Source organism: uncultured Thiodictyon sp., from assembly GCA_903837595.1.
Classification (GTDB): Bacteria; Pseudomonadota; Gammaproteobacteria; order Chromatiales; family Chromatiaceae; genus Thiodictyon.
Genome location: CAILVI010000289.1, coordinates 18,244 through 40,938 on the forward strand (window position 1 = coordinate 18,244; position 22,695 = coordinate 40,938).

Consider the following 22,695-nt stretch of genomic DNA (forward strand, 5'->3'; position numbering starts at 1 on the left):
GACCTCATTGCGCTGCCGGCCGCGACTGGGCGGCGAAAAACCGCATCATTTCCCGTGACGCATCTGGTCCCCGGCCGTCGGTGAAACGGCCGCGGCGGCTGCCGCCGGACCAGGCGTGACCCGCCCCGTGCACCAGCCACTGCTCGGCCACCGGGGTTCCGTCGGGGCCTTCATGCACTGTCTGGGTATAGGCATGGCCGGTCCCTGCCTGCCCCCTATTGACCTTAGCTGAGGCCTGCGCCGCGATGGACTGAGTCATGAGCTGGTCACTGTTGCGCGGATGGACCGTGTCGTCGCGGTCGCCGTGGAACACGATAATCGGTACTCCTTGCAGGTCTGCATTGGCGGGTGCTGTGCCGCCGCCCCGCATGACCGCCATCCCCGACAGCATGTCGGTCGCCGCCGCATAAGGCACGCCGGAGTGGACGCCAATCGCGGCGTAGAGATCGGAATAGGTGGCGCCCATGATCGCCGCCATCGCCCCGCCGGCCGACATGCCGGCACAATAGACCCGAGTCGGATCAACCTGATAGGTCGCCATTATCTCTCGGGTCATGCCCGCGATGATGGCCGGCTCACCCTGGTCGCGCTGTTGATCGCCCGCGTTGAACCAATTCCAGCACCCGCTGCCGTTGGCCGCCGGATACAGCACCAGGCAGGGCTCTTGCTCCGCCATCAGATTCAACCGGGTGCCGGCGGCGAAGTCGTCCGGGTCCTGGCCGCAGCCGTGCAGCATAACCACCAGCGGCAGGGCCTGACCCCGGTAGGTGGTCGGGACATACAGTTTGTAGGCGCGGGTGCCGTCATGATTGGTGAACGAGCCGGCCAGGAACTGGCCCGCAACGGGAGCCCCGCCGGGGGCTGATAGCGGCACTTCGTTAACCGCCCCTGCCGGCGGTGTGGCAACCCCCAACCGGGCCAGCAAGTCCGGGACGAATCTGCCGACCGTGCCGACCGGGTTTGCTGTGCTGTCCAGTGGCGCGGTGCCGACGCCCCGGGCGGCAGGGGCGCCGGCCCAGGTGCCTGCCGCCATCAGGTCCCACAGCGTTTGCTGAATCTTGCCGGTGGCGGCGACTGCCCCGTCCTGTTGCAGCAGTGACATCGCCTCGCGCATGCCGGCGAGTATCTGTTCGTTCATCTTCATCTGCTCCTGTGTGGGGTTAGCGGATACGTCCGGCGAGCGCAGTCTTGACGGCCGGGCTGGCGTGCAGGGCGCCCAGCACGACCAGCGACTCGATGGTGGCCAGGGCCAATTCCGGCGACACATCGGCGCCGATGCTGGCTAGGCCCAGCACCTGAATCTGCAGCCGCTGCCCCGCCTGCTGTACCGCCTCCAGATCGGCGCGTGAATAATGTTGCAGACCAAGCACCAAACTCTTCCGGGCGATGGTCTGGCGCAGCGCCTCGGCGTGCGTGGCCAGTTGGTTACGGATCGCGGTGCGGATCAGGTCGGTGCGGTTGGAGTAAAAGCCCTCTTGGACCAGGAGGTCGATCTGTCCGAGATCGACGAGTCCCAGGTTGATGGTGATTTTCTCGCTCTCGGCAATCTTCGGGGAAATCGCGTGTACGCTCATCTCGGGTGTCTACCATCCGCAGGCCATCTGTATGGATGGTATATTAGGCCATCGTTGGCGCCTGTCAAGGTGGCGTTTGCCGCCTGTCGGGCGGTATGGGTTGGGTCATGGGAGCTATCTCCTTGCAGCAAGACGGATCGGCGGGGTCAGGTGTGAACCTCGGTGCGATCCGCCGCGGTTGTGGTTACGGGCGGTCTCGGCCTCAATCGCCGGTGAGGTCGCCACCGTGAGGACAAGGACTTTGCTATGCTCCGCGCTCGGACGGTGCGATTCGGTAACCGGTGCCATCAGCGTGATCGATATGCAAGTTCTACACTGGCCTTTGCGCCCGCCAACATGCGCCCCGCGTCACGCCTTGCACGCCTCTGCCGACTGTGCGGCTTTTCCTGCCTGTCGGTCCTGCCGGGTGCGGTGACGCCATGATCAACCTGATGCGTCGTCACCCGCGCTTCTTCGTCTATGCCTGCGCGGCCGCGGCTGCACTGCGGCTGTGCTGCGTCCTCTGGTTTCCGGTCAGCTTCGACGACGACACCGTCTATTATGCCGAGTTGGGCCGTAATGCCTTCCAGTATGGCACCTACGGCAGCCTGGTCGACGGCACCGTGATCCCCACCGATGTGCGGCTGCCGGGATACCCGGCCTTTCTCGCCGCGGTCTTTGCGGTCTTTGGCGATCAGCACTATCGACCGGTCTTGCTCATCCAGGTCCTGGTTGATCTCGGCTCCTGTCTGCTGATGGCTGGAATCGCACTGGTGCTGATGGGCGAGGGGGCGGCGCTGGCCGTCTTGCTGCTGGCGGCGCTCTGTCCCTTCACGGCCAATTATGCCGCGGTGGCACTGACCGAGACCTGGTCGATCTTTTTCACCTCGCTCGCGTTGTGGGCTGCCGTCAAAGGGAACGCTGTTCTGCGGGGAGGCGCGGGAATCGGGCTGAGCTGGTGGCTGGTCTGCGGCCTGGCCATCGGCGCCGCCACCCTGTTGCGACCGGACGGGATCATGCTCTTGATGGCCCTGGGGGTGTTTCTGACCTGGCGGCTGTTGCGCGCACCAGAGAAACGGCAAGTCCTGACGGCGGGCACCGCCAGCGCGCTTGTCGTGGTGCTCATGCTGACGCCCTGGACGTGGCGCAACTGGGTTACCTTCCACGAGCTTCAGCCCCTGGCGCCGCGCAATTTCACTGCGCCAGCGGAATACTCACCGGTGGGCTTCTACCGCTGGTACAAGACCTGGCCGGCCGAGTTCGCCACCCTTTACGATGTGTTCTGGAAGGTCAATTCAGTCGCTCCCGCCCCCGAGCCGATCGTGCTCGACGAGGTGCCGTCCCTGGCGTGGGACACGCCACCAGAGGGTGAACGGACGCTCGCGCTCTTTCGGACACTGAACGAGACCTCCCAGCTCAGTCCCGAATTGGATGCCCAATTCGGCGCGCTGGCCGCGGAGCGGATCGCTCGCGACCCGCTGCGCTACTATCTGTACCTGCCGGTCTTTCGCATCGCGGACATCTGGCTGCGTCCCCGCACCGAACAATTCTATGATGGCGAGCGGGAGCTCTTGTTCGATCAATACTGGTGGCGGTTCGAGTCGGTCGGCCAGTCGCTCTTCTCGATTGGCTATGCGCTGCTCAATGCGCTGCTGCTGGCGGTGGCCGTCATGGGGATGTGGAGCTTCCGGCGGGCGCCGGGGGCCGGGCTGCTGATCGGCTTCGTCGCCCTGCGCTCGGCCTTTCTGGGGACGTTGGAGAATCCCGAGCCCCGGTATGTACTGGAGTGCTTCCCGGTGATCCTGGTCTTTGCCGGGGCGCAGATCGAGGTAATGCTCAGGGCAGTAGCAAGAGCGGCCGGGTCGCGTGCCGCGCCAGGGTGCGGGCGGCCGATTTGAGGCTGGGTCTGCCGCTGACCTGAAAGGTGCGCCGGCCGAAGATGAAAAGGTCCGTTTGCGGGTCGTTGAGGCGAGCGAGCAGGACCCGGACCGGATCGCCCACGGCCAGCTCGAAGCGGGCGTCGCCGAGCCCCGCGGCGGCCGCCGTGAACTGGCCGCGCGCCGCCTGCGCCTGCGCGTCCTGCTCGCGTCCGATGTGGTCCAGAAACCCCTGGCGCGCGTTGCTGGATGACTGCCAGTCGTTGCCGATGAAGTCCGCCCAGCCGGTGTCGATGACAAAGATGCCCGTCAGGGTGGAGTCCCCCTGACGGGCCAGCCAGCGCGCGTGCCCCAGGGCCGCGGCGCAGGCCTGCGAGCCGTCGACCGCGACCAGGATGTGGCCGAAGCACACCGCTGGTCCCGGCGGCCTCAACGCCCGGGCGCCGCGCCCGGGCCGGGGAGTGCCGGGGGCGCGGCCGGCGCCGGTTTGGCGGCGGCAGGCGGTTTCATGAAGACGGTCAGTACCACCACCACGACGACCACCAGGACCGCGAGCGCGATGGCACCCAGGTCCTCGGCGCGGTCGCTGCGGAACAGCGTCATGGTGCCGCGGTCGCCCGCTGCCCCGATGGTCTCGCTGCCGGTATGTTCATTGGCCATGAGTCTCTCCCGTGTTCAGATGGCGACCAGATAGTCGCGGATCAGCAGCACCACCGCCAGCGCCAGCACATATTTGGTCACGCCGACCAGCAGGCCGACCTTGAGCGGTGCACCCCCCGCCTGGGCCAGCTCTTTGAAATCGATATAGGCCCCCAGCCCGACCAGCCCGAAGCCGAAGATCCAGGTCATCCACAGGCGCAGCATCTTGATCGTGTCCGAGGCCGCCGGCCCGCCCTTGAGACCGACATCGCCGAAGGCCCCCAGGCTGGTCAGCAGGACCATGACCAGGAAGCCGATGACGAAGACCGGGAACTTTTCCACCAGCAGGGTGCCCAGGCCCTTGCGCTCGCCGGTCTCCCCGGTCTTGCCCGACCAATACCAGAGAGTGACCGCAAAGACCGCGAAGGGGATGGAGATGACCCGCATGATGTTCCAGATCTCGGCCACCGAGACCGCGCTCCCGGGCGTGACCTGGGGATTGAAGGCCAGGGCGGCGGCCAGTACCTGCCCGGAATTCAGTATTCCGGTCCCGACCCAGGCCCCGTATTGCAGGTCGGTGAGCCCCAGGGCATGGCCGATGAAGGGGCTGATGAACATGGTGAGGATGCCGAAACCCAGGATGGTGGCGATGGCATAGGCGACATGGGAGGCCTTGGCCTCCACCGCCGGTGCCGTGGCCACCGCGGCGCTCACCCCGCAGATGCTCAGCGCATTCGCCAGGACGGCGGTCATGGAGCGCTCGAGCCCGAAGACCCGGCCGAGCCATAGGACCAGGACTAGGCTCAGGATCACGAAGCCGCCGATCAGCAGGACCGCCATGGCCCCGAGTTGGACGATGGCCTGCACCGTGTAGAGCGACCCCAGCAGGATGATCCCGGTCTTGATCAGGAGGCGGGAGAGCTTGAACCCGTCCTCGAACAGGGCGGGGATGCGCCCGCGAAAGAGCAGATTGCGGTAGAGCAGGCCGGCGATGATGCCGAGGAGGATGTAATTGAGGTGGGTGACCTTGATCAGCCAGCCCTTCTGGCCGAAGACCACCGCGTCTGTCATCCAGGGTTCGATCCAGTTGCGGATGACGACCATGGTCAGCACGATCAGCGCCAGCCCCGGCAGCACGCGGGGCAGGCGTTTATAGAAGTCGATATCGGTCATGTGGTCCTCCTCGTTCCCGGCGCTTGACGATTTATGCACCGCGGGTTCGGACGCGCCCCAAGCCCGCCCAAGACCCGCGCGGCCCGGCCAGAATAGGCGCGCGGCGACGCGAGGACAAGGGATTTGCTATCCTGCGGGCTTCGTCACCACGCGGCGTTGCCGGCTGTCATTCGCTGGATTGCCACGCAGGTTCTCGGCCGGCCTTTACTTGTACCTGCCGGTCTTTCGCATCGCGGACCTGTGGCTGCGTCTACGCACCGAAAAATGCTATGATGGCCGGCGGGACCTGCCGTTCGATCAATACTGGTGGCGGTTGGAGTCGGTCGGCCAATCGTCCTTGTCGATTGGCGATGCGCTGCTCAATGCGCACTGGTATCCCACCATTCACCAGAACAACAATCAGCCGGACAGAGACTGCGGGGCGCCGCGATAGACTGAAATCACGCCGACGCAGACTGCCGCGGCGCCACGACAGACGCAAACCGGCCGCCGCCGACCTGCGGCGGACCCCCGGGACCCTGGCGCGGTGTCGCTGAGCCCGCGGGCGGCACATCTCAAGACCTGCGGCGCGTTCCTGAGGGTTCGCGGCGTACGCCGCAAAGGCTCAGGCGTGAGGTGTAAAAACGCTTAATATCATCGTGTTAAGCGGCTTACACACGTCGTATTGCTCGCGGCGTACGCCGCGACACTTGCGGCGTACGCCGCGATCCTTGAGATGTATGCCGCGATCCTTGAGATGCACGCCGCGATCCTTGCGACGTATGCCGCGATCCTTGCGGCGCACGGCTGAAGCCTCGCGGGACGCCGCGCGAGTCTTGATCGGTACCGCTGGGGCCTGGCGTGGTGCGACACCGCTGGAGCGACTGTAAACGTATTCGCCGCCGCGCCAATCCGCACAGCGCCTGTAGGCTGGGTAGAGCGCGGCGAAACCCAGCAACAGATGCCTTGGATGCGCGCAAATGATGGGTTTCGCTGCGCTCTACCCATCCTACGGGAATCGCTGATCCACGCTATACCTCGAAGACCTTGAGCACTTCATCGCCATAATGGTTGATGACCTTCACCGCCACCTTGCCGGTGATTGGGGGCGGGAAGGAGCGGCTGCGGGTCCGGTACAGCGCCTCCCAGGCCGACTCGTCGATGTCGGCCTTGAGTGCACGCTTGAGCTTCTCATAGGGCTTGTCGCCGCCGGTGAAATAGGCGTGGCGGACAAAAAAACTCTCGCCGTTATAATTTGTGTCGATGAACCAGCAGGCGATGTCATCGGTGCCGTGGCTGCGGACCTGGCCGGTGGTGGGGTCGTAGATGTCCAGCCCGCGGATCTCGACAGTGAACCGGCCGTCTTTTTGCGCCATCAGCTTGCCGGTCTTGGGATCGACCGGGGCGATGTCCGGCTCGCCGAAGACCATGAACAGATTGCCGCTGCCGGTCTTCTTCAGCAACTCGTCGCCCATCGCCAGGTCTGGGTTCATCTTCACCGGCAGGATGGTCAATTTGCCATAGCGCTTGGCCTCCTCGGTCACCGAGGGGTCGAAGGCAAAGGCGCAGACCAGCAACAGGTCGAAGCCGAGGCCCTGGATCGCCTCCTTGGCCGCCTCCTTCACCTGGAAGGCGCCTAGGGTGCCATGTTCAGGCCCGAGTGAGAGCGCTACCCGCCGGGCCTTGCCGTCCTTCTCGGTGTATTCGCCCTCGGCCTGGATCCAGCACCCGGCCAAGGGTTCCAGCCGGTCGAAGGTGAGCCGTTCCTGTTTCACCGTATTCTGGACCCCGGCCTTGCGCAGATTATCGAGGATCAGGACGGCAAAATCGGTTGCCTGGTCCTTGGCCTCGCGTTCGGCCTGGGGCAGGGCGGCACTCCCCTCGCCGGTCGGCAGGACGCGATGGGGCGAGAGCGATTCGACGGTAAAGGGTCCGGTGACCCGCACCCGCTTCTTGTCCTCATAGGGCTGATCGAACAGTGTCTCGGTCTCGGCGTTGCGCGCAATCGATCCGTCGATGGCCTGTTGACGCGCGCGGCGCGCGTCCCACCATTGGCGGTGAATCTCGGCGATCGGTGTCGGCCAGGGGTCGGCCGGGCGCGGCGGCAAGGTGTCGAGTGTGTACTGGCGCCCGAGTGTGGCATTGAGCCCCTGCAATCCATGGTTGACGCTCTGGGCATCGGGTGCCGCGGTCTTGCGCAGCGTCTGCAGGCGGGCGAACTGGGTCTGGGTCTCGGTGGCCCATGGGGTTTCGGCCTCCCGCGGGACCTCCCATTCCTGCCAGTGCTTGTTGAGCAGCCGGTTCAGCTCGGCGCGCAGCGGCCCCAGGGTCTCCTGCCAGGTGGCATGAATCGTATCGATCTCGGCATTGTTGGCGATGGCCTTGAGTGTGACGTGCGGGACCGTTTTATAGACGAAGCCCTGTTTGATGTCGTCCCGCGGGGGCGGGGCATCCGGGGGTGGCAGGGTCCCGGTGAGCTCCATCGCCTTGCGGCGCCCCTCTTCCGAGTCGGCCAGCAGATAATAAGGATAGCGTGCGGCCATCAGCCGGGTGCGCGCCAGGGCCAGTGCAACGCGGGAGGTATCGATGGTGATCCAGCGCCGGCCCCACTGCTCGGCGACATAGGCGGTGGTGCCTGAACCGCAGGTGGGGTCCAGGACCAGGTCGCCGGGGTCGGTGGTCATGAGGATGCATCGCTGAATCACATCGTTAAATGTTTCCACTACATATATCTGCTCAGATCCGAATCCAGATTTCTTTATGTCCATCCAGTCATTGTTAATTTGATTGAAGTTTGGTTCGCGATAAAACTTCCAAGTTAACGTGTTCCCGACACCGAATGCCCGCCCACTCTTTACGACTGTTTTCATCTCCTCAGAAGTAACACTCCAGTGGCGACCATTAGGGGGAAGATAATCCTTGCCACGCCATTGTACTGCTCGCTTCGAATCTTCCGTCGCACCTTGTGAATCGGTGGGGCGAAGCTGCAGAATTCGTCCTTCTGGCCTAAGAATCGGGTTCTGCTTCTGCTTTAGCGAAAGATCTATGATTTCGCCTTCTGAGGTTTCTACGCATACATATCTTTCGTTTGGGTTTGGGATTGGATCAACTTCAACGCGAAGCTGACGATATTTTGAAACTGATAATGGTTGATTCTTTGCATACCAGATGATGTAATCGCAGGTTGCCGCAAGTTGGCTTGATGTTGTGCCGCTTGTCTTTGCAAAAGGGATAAGCGATATGAAATTGTTCGTTTGAAATATCTCGTCCATTAAGCAACGGACGAGATGAACATTCTCATCCCCAATCTGCACAAAGATCGACCCGCTCTCGGTCAGCAGTTCGCGCGCCACCTGTAACCGGTCGCGCAGATGCGGCAGATAGGAATGGATGCCATATTCCCAGGTGTCCCGAAACGCCTTGATCTGTTCCGGCTGCCGGGTGAGGTCCTCGGCCTTACCGTCCTTCACATCGCGCTTACGGGTGCTCACCTGCCAGTTGGAGCCGAATTTGATCCCATAGGGCGGGTCCAGATAGATCATCTGCACCTTGCCCTTGAGCCGCTCCTTCTCCGCCAGCGAGGTCATCACCTGCAGGCTGTCGCCCAGGATCAGCCGGTTCTGCCAATGCTGGTTGTGCTGATAGAATTTGATCAGTTGCTCGAAGGCGATGCCGTTGAAGTCAGAGAAGAAATCGAGCTGCAACTCGCCACTCTGACCGCCGGTGCGGATGTCCTCGATCAGTGCCTGCGGGTGGACCTTCTCCTGGATATAGACCGGCACCACCGGCACCTCCAGGTCGCCGCTGTCCTGCGCGTCCTTACCGCGCCAGACCAGTTGTGGATCGAGATCCGAGTTACGGGGATAGCGCATGGTCTTGGGCTCATGCTCATCGTCCGCGACAAAATCCCGCAACTCCTCGGTCGGGATATTCGCACGGCTCGCGTCCTGGTGCTTGTGACTGTCGATCGGGGTCTGATTGGCCATGGTGAGTTCAGCACAAAATCATGTGGAGTGGGTAAGGTTTGCGTGGGTAGGGGCGGGTTTGAAACCCGCCCCTACGGCCGATTTAAACCCCGCCCGTACATCATTGCATCGCGCAGGCATTGCGCACTGGAGGGCGAGGCTTTAGCCGGAGGAGGGCCGTTGAGATGCAATGTCGACCGGCTAAAGCCTCGACCTCCTGTGTTCTTATGGTCGAAGCGGCGTTCAATTGCGTCATTCAAACGACGCAGAGACTCCAATTTTTTCCGTCCGCCCTTTGATCGTTCGACCAGCGCAAGGCTCATGGCGAACGGAAAAAATCGCGGATGTCCTTCTTGGCATCGTGCGGGTCCTTTATTTGGACAAAGCCCCAGAGCCCGAAGCGCCCGTCATTGTTGACCGCCGGCACCCAGAGGCTCTTGACGGTGGCCACCTTGGCGTCCTTGTCATCGCGCTTTTCGCCGGACACCTCGATGAGCAGATTCAGCAAGTCGGCGGCGCCATGCCCGTCGTCGATACGGGCGATGAAGTCGACCAGATAGGTGCGCGTCTGCCCGCCGACGGTATAGGGGATCAGGAAGTCCAGCCGGGGGATGTTCTTCACATAGGCATGCACCTCGTCCATCTGCTCCAGTGACTTGGCGACCGTGCCCTCCCAACCGCTGTCCAACACCACATGCGAGATGTGGCTCTTGTGATTGGTGCGCCAGGTGGCCTTGGTACTCAGATAACCGATCCCGCCGGTATCGCCCAGCGTGTTATAGGGCTGAAGGATCGGCTTGAGCCGCGGGGCCGTGCCCGTCGTGTCGCCGCTGACGATGGCCTGATAGATGCGGTCGGCGGCGGTATGGGCCAGCTCGACCAACAGCAGGAGTTGGGGAAAGGTATCGTCCTGGCAGTGGGGGATCACGCAGTCATGGAGCCAGCGCCGGGCAATGACCAATAGTTGGGGAAAGAGCCAGCCCTTGACGTCGGTCTCCAGGGGGCTGCCGATGGCATATTCGGTGGCGGACTCTTCGCGAAAATACTTCTCCAAGACCAACTTGGCCAGCAGGAACACCACCTCGTTGATCCGCTTGGCCTTCAGGTCGTCCAGGTGTTGCATGCTGGAGGCCCCGATGATCGGGGCGTTCTCGACGATGGTCGGCAATTGCTTGGAATTGAGTATGAGGCGGCTGCTCTCGGAGAAGCGCGCAGTGAGCTGTTGCGCGGCGATCTCATGGCGATACCCGGTCAGCCGGGGAAAGCAGATCCGCGCCTTGCCATGTTGCTCCAGGCTGGCGATATGGGTGCTGTCCTTCGGCCGTTTGCGCTCCGGCCCGCCACTGGTCGGCAGGAACTCAAACGGCACCCCATAGACTTCGGCATACTCCACCGGGAAGGCGTCGAACGTGACCGGCTCGCCATCGACCAGCACCGTCTGGGGTTGCGTCTCATAGCTCATGCGGCGCAGCCCGCGGCCGATGACCTGTTCGCAGATGAGTTGGGTGCCGAAGGCGCGCACCCCCAGGATATGGGTGACGGTATTGGCATCCCAGCCCTCGGTGAGCATGGAGACCGACACCACGCACTTGATGTGCTCGCCGAGCTTGCCTGGCTTGCCCACCGTGTTCATCACCTCGCGCAGGATGTCCTCATGGGTCAGTGCCTCCACCGCGCGGCCCGGGAAGCGCTCGCGGATCTCGGCCTTGAATTCGTCGATCTCGCGCGCCGCCGCCTGTTTGAACTCGTCGGTGAGTGCCTCGCCGGACTCCAGTGCCTGGCTGTCGATCAAGAGTGTATTGGGGCGGTGCGACCAGCGGGTATCTTGAGCGTGCTGTTCGACATTACTGAAGATCGGCAGTTGGCCGGGGACGATGACCGTCTGGCCACCGTTCAGCGCCTTTTCATAGCCGGCGATCCAGTCGAACACCAGCTTGGAGACTTGGGTATTGCTGCATACGACGATGAAGACCGGCGGCAGGATGGCCCAGCCGGCGGCGGCCTGCTCCTGGTAACTGGCATACGATTTCGCATAATCGCTGTAGAGGTGATGCAGTGCGCCTTCCAGTTCCTTGGGCAACTGGGGCGTTTGCGCCTCGGTCTTCTTGCCGCGGGTCCCGCTGGGCAGTTGTTTGCCGATGGCATCTCACAGCCGGCGATAGACCGGCGATTCCTGCTGGTCGGTATTGTCCGCGACCGGCACCCGCGGCACCTTGACGATGCCGCTCTCGATGGCGTCGATCAGGGCGAAATCGGACACCACCCAGGGGAATAAATCGCCCTCGCGATAACCGGAACCGGCCAGAAAGAAGGGAGTGGCCGACAGGTCATAGACCGCCTTGATGCGGCGCTTCTCATGGAGCGCCTCCAGCCCGGAGATCCAGACGCGCGCATCGGCCTCGCGGCGCTCGGCCTCCCGCTTGGCGGTACCGGTGAGCTTCTCCTCGACGGTGCCCACCGGTTTGCGGTGATAGCAATGGTGGGCCTCGTCGTTGAGTACGATCACCGGCCCCTTGGGACCCAAGGCGGCGCATAGGCGCGTGATCATCTGCCCTGGTGTCTCGCGGAATGGGTTGACCTCGTGTTTGCCGTTCAGTACCCGTTTGGTCAGCCCGGCGGCCTCGCCGCCCTCACGTAGCATGAATGCGTGATAGTTGGTGATGACGATCCGGGCAGAGCCCAACCCATCCTGGAAGGCGACCGGGACCAGGTCGAGTGTGCGATAATAGTTATTCGGATCACTCGGTAGCTGGGTGCGCAGCCGGTCCTTGATGGTGATGCCGGGGGCGACAATCAGGAAGCGGTCGGTGAATAATGGTCCCTGGTCCCTGGTCCCTGGTCCCTGGTCCCGTGGCTTGGCATCGTCGGCCTGTTTGTTCAGGGTCTGCCAGGCGATCAGCATCGCCATGACGACGGTCTTGCCGCTGCCGGTGGCCATCTTGGCCGCGTAGCGCTGCAATATCGGGTGGCCTGCGGGGGTGGCTTGTGCGTTGGCATCTTTGAGGCGTTTGAGTAGCTTTCTTGCCTCCGTGCCGCCTTTGGCGGGGGCGATCTCGGTCAGATAGATGATGGTCTCCAGTGCTTCGACCTGACAGAAAAACAGTTTGCGCTCGCGCCCCGGGTCCTGCCAATGCTCCAACAGGCGCCGGGTGACGGTCGCGGCCCCATCGTAGTGAGTCGCCCGCCAGAGCCCCACCGACGTGCGGATATCGTTGATCAGATGGTTTTCTTCGGCGGTGCTGGTGAGCTCGAGATTGAGTTCGAGCGATTTGCCCTTGAGCCGCGGGCGCGGAACCGGCACAAAATAGACGCTCTTGCGCCGGCCGCGGCCGAGGGTGTCGGTGATGCCGTTGGCCGAAAACAGGAAATGGCGCCGCGGTTCGTCGAACGGCGAGTTGATGATCGGGTTGTCGATGGTGACGGCGGTCATGGGGTCCTCCCGTTGGCGCTCCTAATATATCGCACACGCTCGGCTAGCGCGCGGCAAGTTCCCGCAACGCCTCCCGATAGCCGCGGATGGCCTCAAACGTCGTCGGCCGGTCGAGAAAGCCCCCGAGCAGCTCGAGATCCAGACCAGGGAGCACCTCGCTCGTGGTGAGCGGCACATACTTCTCGCCGCGCAGTCCGTAGGGTTGAATGCGGCCCTTGCGCCAGTACCAGACCTCGGCGACACCGAGCTTGCGGTAGATGGCGAGCTTGTCGATGCGCCCGGAGGTCCAGACCACCTCGATCGCCAGGTGCGGGCGCTCGGCGTCGGGGTTACCGAAGATGTAGCTTTCGTCCGGCTCGGCGCCGCGCGACTTGGGTTGGGACTTGAGGGTCCAGGAGCCGACGACGGAAAAGGGGATATCACGCTCCAGGCAGAAGGTCTCGACCAGCCGGCCGATGACTGACTTGATCGCCTCGTGGGTTCGCGATGGGCTCATGATCTCGACCTCGCCGTGCAGGTAGCAAATCCGTGGGGCCGAGTGGTCCCCGCGCATCACGAGCAGGCGCTCGTAGTCGTCCCAGGTCACACCGGACAGGTGGATGATGTGGTCTTCGACGTCCTCGGTCGGGCGGTCGTCCGTCAGCGCGTAGCGGGCTTGGGTGGACATGGGGCCGGTCCTGCGGGTGGTTGGGCTGGGTCTGATTCTAAGCCGTTGATCGTGTGCTTGGCCACCCGGCTCGGGGCGCGCTCGCCGGTCCGCGCAGCGGACCCTACGGCCGCCGGTCCGGCCGATGTGCGATGCCCCTTGGCTGTGCGATAATCACCGCCTTTACAGCCTGGATCGGCGCCCGCATCCCCGGGCGGCACCAACGGAGACCCGATGGACGAAAATCGCAAAAAGGCCCTGGCCGCCGCCCTGACCCAGATCGAAAAACAGTTCGGTAAGGGGTCGGTGATGCGCATGGGCGATGTGAGCGCCGCGCGCAATATCGAGGTGATTTCCACCGGCTCGCTGGGGCTCGATCTGGCGCTCGGCATCGGCGGCCTGCCCAAGGGGCGGGTGGTGGAGATCTACGGGCCTGAGTCGTCCGGTAAGACGACGCTGACCCTGCACGTGATCGCCGAGGCCCAGAAGTTTGGCGGGGTCGCGGCCTTCGTGGACGCGGAACACGCGCTGGACCCGGGCTACGCCCAGAAGCTCGGCGTCAACATGAACGACCTGCTGGTCTCCCAGCCCGACACCGGCGAGCAGGCGCTGGAGATCACCGACATGCTGGTGCGCTCCAACGCGGTGGACATCGTGGTGGTGGACTCGGTGGCGGCCCTGACGCCCAAGGCCGAGATCGAGGGCGAGATGGGCGACTCGCATATGGGGCTGCAGGCGCGCCTGATGTCGCAGGCGCTGCGCAAGCTCACCGGCAACATCAAGCGGTCCAACTGCCTGGTCATCTTCATCAATCAGATTCGCATGAAGATCGGGGTGATGTTCGGCTCCCCGGAGACCACCACCGGCGGCAACGCGCTCAAGTTTTACGCCTCGGTGCGTCTCGACATCCGTCGCACCGGCAGCATCAAGAAGGGCGACGAGGTCATCGGTAGCGAGACCAAGGTGAAGGTGGTCAAGAACAAGGTCGCCCCGCCCTTCAAGCAGGCCGAGTTCGATATCCTCTACGGCGAGGGTATCTCGCGCGAGGGTGAGATCGTCGACCTGGGCGTGGCCGCGGGGATCATCGACAAGTCCGGGGCCTGGTACAGCTACGGCGGTAACCGCGTCGGCCAGGGCAAGGACAATGCGCGGGTCTTCCTCAAGGAAAACCAGGAGCTGGCGAAGGCCATCGAGGCGCGCATCCGCGAGAAACTGCTTCCGCAACCGGCGGACGACGCGCCCACCATCGATGTCCTTGATCCCGCCGAACCGGCGTCGGACCTAGAGCCCTAGGCGCGGCAGCCCGCCAGATGGAAGACCCCGACCCGCCTGCGGCGATCGAGCGCCTGGCGCTCAAGTTGCTCGCCGTCCGCGAGCACTCCCGGTTGGAGTTGGAGCGCAAGATCAAAGCCCGCGGTTACGATGCGGACGCGATCGAGCCGATCCTGGCCGGGCTCGTGGAGCAGGGCCTCATTGATGAGGTGCGGCTGGCGGAGACCTATGTCGCCGAGCGGGTGGGCAAGGGCTTCGGTCCCTTGCGGATCCGCGCCGAACTGCGCGATAAGGGCTTGTCGGATGAGGCCATCGATCCCCATCTGGAGGCGATGCAGGACGCCTGGCCGCAGCTCCTCGCGCAGACGCATGACCGGCGCTTCGGCCCGGTCCCGCCGACTGATCACGCCGATTACGGCCGCCGTGGCCGTTTTTTGGAAAGCCGCGGCTTCCCGTCCGAGCTGATCCGTCGCCACCTTCGTTGGAACGACTGACCGCCCTGTGTTGCGGTCCATTTGAGTAGCCCCATGACCACCAGTGCCGAGCTCCGCGCCAGCTTTATCGATTATTTCGCCCAACGGGAGCATCAACGGGTCGCCTCCAGCCCCCTGATTCCCGCCAATGACGCGACGCTCCTGTTCACCAACGCGGGCATGGTCCAGTTCAAGGACCTGTTTCTCGGTCGCGAGCGCCGCCCTTATCAGCGCGCAGTGACGTCGCAGCGCTGTGTGCGCGCCGGTGGCAAGCACAACGACTTGGAGAACGTGGGTTATACCGCCCGGCATCACACCTTTTTCGAGATGCTGGGTAACTTCAGCTTCGGCGACTATTTCAAGCGCGAGGCCATCGGCTTCGCCTGGGACTATCTGACCCGGGTGCTGGGCCTGCCGCCCGAGCGTCTGTGGGTGACGGTCTTCGTCGAGGACGACGAGGCGGCCGACATCTGGCTCAACGAGATGAAGGTCGACCCCAACCGCTTCTCGCGCTGCGGCGCCGCGGACAACTTCTGGTCGATGGGCGAGACCGGCCCCTGCGGCCCCTGTTCTGAGATCTTCTACGACCACGGCCCGACGATCCCCGGTGGCCCGCCCGGCTCCCCGGACGCCGACGGCGACCGCTATGTGGAGATCTGGAACCTGGTCTTCATGCAGTTCAATCGCGCCGCGGACGGCACCCTGACCCCGCTGCCGCGCCCCTCGGTGGACACCGGCATGGGCCTGGAGCGACTGGCCGCGGTCATCCAGGGTGTACACAGTAACTACGACATCGATTTGTTCGTCAACCTGATCGACGCGGCCGCCGCGGTGACCGGGTGTACCGACCGCGCCGACAAGTCACTGCGGGTGATCGCCGACCACAGCCGTTCCACCGCCTTCCTGATCGCCGACGGCGTCACCCCCGGCAACGAGGGACGCGGCTATGTGTTGCGCCGCATTATGCGGCGCGCCATCCGCCACGGCTACCGCCTGGGGGCGAATGAACCCTTCTTCTACCGTCTGGTCGCCCCCCTGGTCGCCGAGATGGGGCATGCCTATCCGGAGCTGGCCGCCGCTGAGATCCAGATCGAGCGGGTGGTTCGGCTGGAGGAGGAGCGCTTTGCGGAGACCCTGGCCAACGGGATGGGCATCCTCGAGGGCGCCATCGCCGGGCTCACCGACGGGCGCATCCCCGGTGAGACGGTCTTCAAGCTCTATGACACCTACGGATTCCCCATTGATCTGACGGCCGATATCGCCCGCGAGCGCGGCCTGACCGTCGATCATGAGGGTTTCGAGCGCGCCATGGCCGAGCAGAAGGGGCGCGCCCGCGCCGCGAGTCAGTTCGGCGTCGGCCAGGATGTCGCCATCGACTTCCAGGGCCAGGCCGAGTTCTGCGGCTACGACCACCTGAGTGAGCGTGCCACCGTGGTTGCGATCTACCACAGCGGCCAGTCCTGCGACGCGCTGGACGAGGACCAGGACGGGCTCGTGATCCTCGACCTCACGCCCTTTTACGCCGAGTCCGGTGGGCAGTTGGGCGACCGTGGCACCCTCACCGGGGAGGCCGGCCAGTTCGCGGTGACCGATACCCAGAAGAAGGGGGAGGGGGTCATCTGCCATCTGGGGCGGGTCGTCAACGGACAGCTGCGGGTCGGTGACAGTGTGGCGGCGGCGGTCGATGCCGAGCGGCGCACGGCTACCGCGCTCAACCACTCGGCCACCCATCTGCTGCACGCCGCGCTGCGCCAGGTGCTGGGCGAGCATGTCCAGCAGAAGGGCTCACAGGTCGGCGCCGAGCGGCTGCGTTTCGATTTTTCACACTTCGAGCCGGTGTCGCGTGAACAATTGATCACGATCGAGCGGCTGGTGAATCGCGAGATCCGGCACAATCATATGGTTGAGACCCGTATCATGAGCCTGGAGGACGCCAAGGCCACCGGTGCCATGGCCCTGTTCGGTGAGAAGTACGGTGATCAGGTGCGCCTCCTGCGCATGGGCGACTTCTCGACCGAGCTGTGCGGCGGCACCCATGTGAAGGCCGTCGGCGACATCGGGTTCTGCAAGATCGTCGCCGAGGGTGGTATCGCCTCCGGGGTGCGCCGGATCGAGGCCGTGACCGGGGCCAATGCGCTCGACTGGGTGCAGGCCGACGAGGAGCGGGTGCTGCGTCTGGCCGCTGTTCTCAAGGGCGGACGCGAAGACCTGGACGAGCGGGTCACGAGTCTCCTGGAGCGCAGTCGGACGCTGGAGAAGGAGCTCGATCAGATCAAGTCACGCCTGGCCAGTTCGGCCGGCAAGGACCTGGTGTCCCAGGCGGTGGAGGTGTGCGGGGTGAAGGTCCTGGCCGCGCGCCTTGACGGGGTCGACCCCAAGGCGCTGCGCGACACCCTGGACCAGATCAAGGATAGCCTCGGCTCCGCGGTGGTACTCCTGGCCGCCGTGGCGGACGGCAAGGTTAGCCTGGTAGCCGGTGTCACCAAGGACCTGACCGCGCGGCTCAAGGCCGGGGACCTGATCCGCGAGGCCGCCGCCTTAGTCGGCGGCAAGGGCGGGGGTCGACCAGACATGGCCCAGGCCGGCGGCAATGATCCGGACCGGCTGCCAGCCGCCCTGGCGTTTGTTGAGGGGTGGGTTAGGCAGGGGTTGGCTTGACCCCAGGGCGTTGCCCTGGGCTGGTATGTCACGCCCCTTCGGGGCTTAGCTAGAGATTTCGATGGCATTGATCGTACAGAAATATGGCGGCACCTCAGTCGCCAACACCGAGCGCATCCGCGCCGTCGCGCAGCGCGTCAAGCGGGGCCGCGATCAGGGTCATCAGGTGGTGGTGGTGCTCTCCGCCATGTCCGGGGAGACTGATCGGCTGATCGGGCTCGCCAAGCAGGTCCAGGAGCGCCCCCTGCCGCGGGAGCTGGACGTACTGCTGTCCACCGGCGAGCAGGTGACCATCGCGCTGCTGGCCATGGCCTTGGATGCGATCGGCTGCCCGGCCCGCTCCTACACCGGTGGCCAGGTCCACATCCTGACCGACAGTGCCCACAACAAGGCGCGCATCCACGATATCGACGCCGCTCGCGTGCGCGCCGACCTGGACGCCGGCCGCGTGGTGGTCATCGCCGGTTTCCAGGGGGTCGACGCGCAGGGCAACATTACGACGCTCGGGCGCGGCGGTTCAGACACCTCCGCGGTGGCCGTGGCCGCCGCGCTAAAGGCCGACGAGTGCCAGATCTACACCGACGTGGACGGGGTCTATACCACCGACCCGCGGGTGGAGCCCAAGGCGCGCAAGCTCGATCGCATCACCTTCGAGGAGATGCTGGAGATGGCCAGCCTGGGTTCCAAGGTCCTGCAGATCCGTTCGGTGGAGTTTGCCGGCAAATACAAAGTTCCATTACGCGTGCTCTCCAGCTTTGACGAGGGCGCGGGCACACTGATTACATTCGAGGAAGACACCGTGGAAGACGCCCAGATCGCCGGCATCGCCTTCAGCCGCGACGAGGCCAAACTGACTGTGTTGGGGGTGCCGGATCAGCCCGGCGTCGCCCACAAGATCCTGGGGCCGATCGCCGCGGCCAACATCGAAGTGGATATGATCGTCCAGAATATTGCCCCGGACGAGACGACCACTGATTTCACCTTCACCGTCCACCGCAACGACTATGAGCGTGCCCTGGAGATCCTTCAGTCGGCTGCCGCGGGGCTCGCGGCGCGGCAGGTGCTGGGTGATGCGCATATCGTCAAGATTTCCTTGGTGGGCGTGGGCATGCGTAACCACGCCGGGATCGCCAGCCAGATGTTTGCCGCGCTGGCCCGCGAGGGGATCAACATCCGGATGATCTCCACCTCGGAGATCAAGATCTCCGTGGTAGTGGATGAAAAATACCTGGAACTCGGGGTGCGCGCGCTGCACGACGCCTTCGGGCTCGACCGCGCACCGGCCTGAACCGACGCACGGGACCTGGTGTCGGGTTTTGTCGGACATTTTGTCAGAAAACTCAAGAAATGCTTGGGTCTTTACCCGAGCTATTGCTAAGATCCCGGTTGGGGGTAGTTCGCCCCCAGCTTGGTCTGGGTGTGGTTTCGCTCACATGATCTGGCGCTGGATTGCGCTGCGGTGATGCCGGGCGGGCCACTTAAGTCGGAAAAAAGGAACGGAAGGGAGAAAGCAGCAATGTTGATCTTGACTCGCCGAGTAGGTGAGACCCTTATGATCGGTGACGAGGTCACCGTTACTGTCCTTGGGGTCAAGGGCAACCAAGTCCGCATCGGCGTGAACGCCCCCCGGGACGTTGCCGTGCATCGTGAGGAAATTTACGAGCGCATTAAGCGCGAGCAGGCCGAGGCCCACGGGGCCGATGCCGATGGCCAGGAAGCCGAGCCCGAGTAACTGGCCAGCAGGGCGCGTCCGCGCTACAATGCCGGACTCGTGACGTTAACGAGTCCGGCTTGTTAGCTGAACAACACCAGAGATTGGCCCAAGTCAGTCTGTCGGGTGGGACGTAGCGGCTGCTGCGCGTGTTTGCGCTGCCCGAGTTCCAAGGGCCTATGTGCCCTTCGCGATTTTATTTCCCGGAGAGATGGCCGAGCGGCTGAAGGCGCTCCCCTGCTAAGGGAGTATGGGTCAAAAGCCCATCGAGGGTTCGAATCCCTCTCTCTCCGCCAATTCCCTAAAAGAACCACTTTATGCATCAGTCGCTTGACTCGTGCTCGCAGAGTGGGTCCGCGGTCTAGTCCCCCCTTTATGCATCTGCAAGGCCCCGACTTCGGCTCAACCAGCCAGCGGACGGTCGCCTTTTCGCGTGCCCTGGGCGTCTATACGCCTCAAATCTGCGCCTCGCCCGCCTTTTCCCTGAGTGCCATCACGCGGACCTTTTCTTCAAGGCGCTTGCGCTCGAAAAATAGCCCTGGCCAACTGTCGTCAGCAGACGACGGCAAAAGCCAGATGGCGACCGCGTTGACGATGAAGGCCAAGATGAAGCCTGTCACCAGTATCTGATCGGCCGCTGCATCAGGCGCACCGTGCTGGGTCAGCGTCCAGGCCAGGGCGCTCAGACACAGCAGGTTTAACAGGACGCCGATCACTCTCAGCGGTTTCTTCATGGGCTATTTCTCGCTCGGTTGTCCGGCGGAACCTAGGCCCGAAGCGGTGCGCGTGTCAAGCGGAGATGATCAGCGGTCGGTGCGTCCAGCCGCTTGACGTCGAGGGCTACCCCATTTCACGGTTGCAACCCTGTATCATGAATCGGAAGATTCAGCCCCAGGCGTTACCCTTGGGGTAGACCGAGAGGTTGCCATGGCCAAGCCCCCGCTACCCGACACCGCCGGCCACGCTGCGCCGCTACCCGCCATCCCTGGAGGCGATCCCCGCTGGTGGGTCTTCTCGACCTATTTCGCCCAGGGTTTTCCGTACATGGTGGTGCGAGCCATGTCGTCGGTGTTTTTTACCGACGTCGGGATGTCCGAGCGCGCCTTGGGCTATCTCAACTTTCTCGGGCTGCCCTGGAACCTGAAATTCCTGTGGGCGCCGCTGGTGGACATCTATTCCACCCGGCGGACCTGGATGATCCTGGTTCAGGCGCTCCTGACCCTATTGACCGCGCTGCTGGCCGTGCTGTGCCTGGGCCGCGGGATCGACCAGATCGCGGGGGTGCCGGACGCACTCTTGGTCGGCATCTTCGTTGCCATGGCCTTCCTCGCGGCGACCAATGATGTCGCCATCGACGGCTATTACATGGAGGGTATCGCCGATCCCAAGGAGCAGGCCGGTTATACCGGCTTCCGCGTCATGGCCTACCGGGTGGCCATGATCATGGCGCGCTTCGGGATCATCCTGGCGGTGGCCCAGATCGCCAAGAACGCCTTCGAGGGCAACCTGTATGCTGCCTGGGGCTGCGGTTTTGCGGCCGGTGCCCTGGTCATGGCGGTTCTCACCATCCTGCACTGGCTCAAACTCCCGCGTTACCAGCAGGCGCGCACCCGGGTCATCGGCGTGCGGGAGGCGGCAGGTGACTTCTTGAGCTCCTTCGCTGACTATCTGGGGGTTTCGCGCCGTCGCTCGGTGATCGCCCTGGCCAGTGCCCCGGCGCTCGGCCTAGTCTTGAGTGGCGTCCTCTTGGGCGCTGGTGTTCCGGCCATCCAGGCGGTGACCTATGGTTTTGCCTTCATGCTGCTCACGCTGCTCGCCCAGGCCCGGCCGGCCGTGGCGCTGAGCCTCGCCTTCATCATGTTCTACAAGATCGGGGACGAGATCATCTTCTCGATGGGGACCCCGTTCCTCAAGCGTTTTCTTTTGGTGGATAACACCCAGTTAGCCTGGATGAGCGGTCTCTTGGGGCTGATCGGGTCTATCCTCGGGACCACCGTCGGGGGGCTGTGGATCAAACGCACGGGCCTGCGCCGCGCCGTCTGGCCGCTGACCCTATTGATGAACATCAATATCCTGGCCTATGTCTGGCTGGCCTGGGAGCACCCGTTGGCGACCGAGCCGGTCGGGTTCCTGATCATCTGCGGCGTTTACTCCATCGAACAGATCGCTGCCGGTCTGGGTAATGCCGTGTTGATCGTGTACATCCTGCGGACCTGCAACCCCGCGTTCAAGGCCGGGCACTACGCCATCGGTTCGGCCTTCATGTCGGTCTTCTCGGCACTCTTCGGCGGGATGGGCGGGGTCATCGTCGAGCGGGTCGGCTATCTCGGGCTCTTCAACATCGGCCTGTTGGCCACTATCCCCGCCATGGTCCTGTTGTTTTTCGTGCGCATCGAGGACGAACAGACCGCTGGCCGGTGAACTGCCTCAGAATCCCGGCCAAGTCGCCGCCGCGGCGGGCCCCGGGGTTGTCACCGTTCGCCCTACCCATCGCGCATGCTGAGGAAAAACCTCGCGGTCTTTGCGTCCCGGCTGATCATTTTCCGACACCGTCTCAGAAATTTCCGACAAGCTGCCGCTGCTGCCGCTGATGGCTCACCGGGGTCCCAGCGATCAAACTTAGGACTGTGAGGCCCCCCATGGGGTCTTGCAGCCATTGCGCAGCTACACCCTGTAAGGGGTCCACAAGAAATCGGAGGCAGTTATGAAGATCCAGAGCAAAACCGGTCTGGCCATTGCGGCTTTAATGCTGAGCACCAGCGCGTTCGCCTACAACACCGGCTATTATGTCCAAAGGCCCATTCAGGTGACGATTCCGGGGGGACCGACGACCAATTTTGGGCCCGTGGTCCCCGTGCTGACAACGACTGTGGAGCCAGGCAGTTATCTGATTACCGCGCGGATCGACGGCCAGTCGACCGCACCCAAGAGTGGCGCCCAGTGCTACTTCACATACGACTATGATGGTCATCAATATCAGGTGGGCACTCAATATTACGCGGTGAACACCTCGTCCGACTGGACGCGTCAAGTCAATGTCAGTGCGGTGGCGCTGAACCGGTTCACCGCTCCCTCAACGGCCCAGGTCTCTCTGATGTGTACGCATGGGTATCTCTTTTCCAACGCTTCGATCTTCGGCGGCGAGATGACCCTGACGCCGGTCGACGCGATTGGGCCCTGAACTCGATCGGCCCATCGCAGGATGGCCAAAGCAGACCAGTGGCGGTCCAGACCTGAGTACAGGAAGGGCTTGATTATAATCAGCGGCCGCCTCGAGCTTCGTATTATGCCTTATTCCGGCGGTATCTATGAGACGGTA

19 protein-coding genes and 1 tRNA gene are annotated in these 22,695 nt (G+C 63.7%); 10 read left to right on the top strand and 10 right to left on the bottom strand.

The annotated features are described in order from the left end of the window. Positions 1-4 precede the first annotated feature (4 nt). Positions 5-1,138 carry a PHB depolymerase family esterase gene (locus QZY44_RS16045; protein WP_295448174.1) on the bottom strand — a complete coding sequence of 378 codons (1,134 nt, stop codon included), beginning with the start codon at positions 1,136-1,138 and terminating at the stop codon, positions 5-7. A 22-nt stretch (positions 1,139-1,160) separates the two neighbouring features. Beyond that, entirely contained in the window at positions 1,161-1,574 is a 414-nt protein-coding gene (locus tag QZY44_RS16050; RefSeq protein WP_295448177.1) for a CopG family transcriptional regulator, read from the bottom strand. 419 nt (positions 1,575-1,993) lie between these two features. Here QZY44_RS16050 and QZY44_RS16055 point away from each other — a divergent pair, with 419 nt between their 5' ends. Beyond that, a complete protein-coding gene (locus QZY44_RS16055) occupies positions 1,994-3,451 on the top strand; it encodes a glycosyltransferase family 39 protein (RefSeq protein ID WP_295448180.1) in 1,458 nt (485 codons plus the stop codon). Here the strand turns inward: QZY44_RS16055 and QZY44_RS16060 are convergent. From QZY44_RS16060 to QZY44_RS16070, 3 genes are read right to left on the bottom strand one after another with little or no spacing between them, the layout of a single operon-like run. Continuing rightward, positions 3,390-3,842: a universal stress protein gene (locus QZY44_RS16060; protein WP_295448183.1), complete on the bottom strand. Its 453-nt coding sequence runs from the start codon at positions 3,840-3,842 to the stop codon at positions 3,390-3,392. The genes QZY44_RS16055 and QZY44_RS16060 overlap by 62 nt on opposite strands. 17 nt (positions 3,843-3,859) lie before the next feature. Beyond that, a complete protein-coding gene (locus QZY44_RS16065; protein WP_295448185.1) occupies positions 3,860-4,090 on the bottom strand; it encodes a hypothetical protein in 231 nt (76 codons plus the stop codon). Between the two features lie 15 nt (positions 4,091-4,105). Further along, positions 4,106-5,242, bottom strand: a complete 1,137-nt coding sequence (locus tag QZY44_RS16070) for a putative sulfate exporter family transporter (protein WP_295448188.1) — start codon at positions 5,240-5,242, stop codon at positions 4,106-4,108. Between the two features lie 208 nt (positions 5,243-5,450). Between QZY44_RS16070 and QZY44_RS16075 the strand changes: the two genes are divergently transcribed. Continuing rightward, positions 5,451-5,675, top strand: a complete 225-nt coding sequence (locus tag QZY44_RS16075) for a hypothetical protein (RefSeq protein WP_295448191.1) — start codon at positions 5,451-5,453, stop codon at positions 5,673-5,675. Positions 5,676-6,252: 577 nt separating this feature from the next. Here the strand turns inward: QZY44_RS16075 and QZY44_RS16080 are convergent. The 4 genes from QZY44_RS16080 to QZY44_RS16095 form a co-directional block, all read right to left on the bottom strand. Then, positions 6,253-9,207, bottom strand: a complete 2,955-nt coding sequence (locus QZY44_RS16080; protein WP_295448194.1) for a site-specific DNA-methyltransferase — start codon at positions 9,205-9,207, stop codon at positions 6,253-6,255. Positions 9,208-9,505: 298 nt separating this feature from the next. Beyond that, positions 9,506-11,266 carry a hypothetical protein gene (locus QZY44_RS16085; RefSeq protein ID WP_295448198.1) on the bottom strand — a complete coding sequence of 587 codons (1,761 nt, stop codon included), beginning with the start codon at positions 11,264-11,266 and terminating at the stop codon, positions 9,506-9,508. A gap of 66 nt (positions 11,267-11,332) precedes the next feature. Beyond that, positions 11,333-12,616, bottom strand: coding sequence for a DEAD/DEAH box helicase family protein (locus tag QZY44_RS16090; protein WP_295448201.1), 1,284 nt, complete (start codon positions 12,614-12,616; stop codon positions 11,333-11,335). A 43-nt stretch (positions 12,617-12,659) separates the two neighbouring features. Then, positions 12,660-13,283: a Uma2 family endonuclease gene (locus QZY44_RS16095; protein ID WP_295448204.1), complete on the bottom strand. Its 624-nt coding sequence runs from the start codon at positions 13,281-13,283 to the stop codon at positions 12,660-12,662. A gap of 213 nt (positions 13,284-13,496) precedes the next feature. Here QZY44_RS16095 and recA point away from each other — a divergent pair, with 213 nt between their 5' ends. The 6 genes from recA (at position 13,497) to QZY44_RS16125 (ending at position 19,672) form a co-directional block, all read left to right on the top strand. Continuing rightward, positions 13,497-14,555 (top strand): recombinase RecA, encoded by a 1,059-nt coding sequence (recA, locus tag QZY44_RS16100; RefSeq protein WP_295448207.1) that lies wholly within the window; start codon positions 13,497-13,499, stop codon positions 14,553-14,555. Between the two features lie 17 nt (positions 14,556-14,572). Then, the gene (locus tag QZY44_RS16105; protein ID WP_295448210.1) at positions 14,573-15,028 is read left to right on the top strand and encodes a regulatory protein RecX; all 456 of its coding nucleotides are present in this window, start codon (positions 14,573-14,575) and stop codon (positions 15,026-15,028) included. A gap of 33 nt (positions 15,029-15,061) precedes the next feature. Continuing rightward, complete coding sequence (alaS, locus tag QZY44_RS16110) at positions 15,062-17,665, top strand: alanine--tRNA ligase (RefSeq protein ID WP_295448213.1); 2,604 nt, start codon at positions 15,062-15,064, stop codon at positions 17,663-17,665. A gap of 61 nt (positions 17,666-17,726) precedes the next feature. Next, positions 17,727-18,953 carry an aspartate kinase gene (locus QZY44_RS16115; protein WP_295448217.1) on the top strand — a complete coding sequence of 409 codons (1,227 nt, stop codon included), beginning with the start codon at positions 17,727-17,729 and terminating at the stop codon, positions 18,951-18,953. A gap of 228 nt (positions 18,954-19,181) precedes the next feature. After that, on the top strand, positions 19,182-19,397 hold the full coding sequence (csrA, locus tag QZY44_RS16120) for a carbon storage regulator CsrA (RefSeq protein WP_295448220.1): 216 nt from the start codon (positions 19,182-19,184) through the stop codon (positions 19,395-19,397). A gap of 184 nt (positions 19,398-19,581) precedes the next feature. Further along, positions 19,582-19,672, top strand: a tRNA-Ser gene (locus tag QZY44_RS16125). Positions 19,673-19,831: 159 nt separating this feature from the next. Here the strand turns inward: QZY44_RS16125 and QZY44_RS16130 are convergent. Further along, complete coding sequence (locus tag QZY44_RS16130; RefSeq protein ID WP_295448223.1) at positions 19,832-20,110, bottom strand: hypothetical protein; 279 nt, start codon at positions 20,108-20,110, stop codon at positions 19,832-19,834. Positions 20,111-20,303: 193 nt separating this feature from the next. On the opposite strand from QZY44_RS16130, the gene QZY44_RS16135 reads away from it, so the two are divergent. Together QZY44_RS16135 and QZY44_RS16140 are read left to right on the top strand one after the other, a co-directional pair. After that, complete coding sequence (locus QZY44_RS16135) at positions 20,304-21,797, top strand: hypothetical protein (RefSeq protein WP_295448225.1); 1,494 nt, start codon at positions 20,304-20,306, stop codon at positions 21,795-21,797. A 283-nt stretch (positions 21,798-22,080) separates the two neighbouring features. Continuing rightward, on the top strand, positions 22,081-22,557 hold the full coding sequence (locus tag QZY44_RS16140; RefSeq protein ID WP_295448228.1) for a hypothetical protein: 477 nt from the start codon (positions 22,081-22,083) through the stop codon (positions 22,555-22,557). Positions 22,558-22,695: the final 138 nt, after the last annotated feature.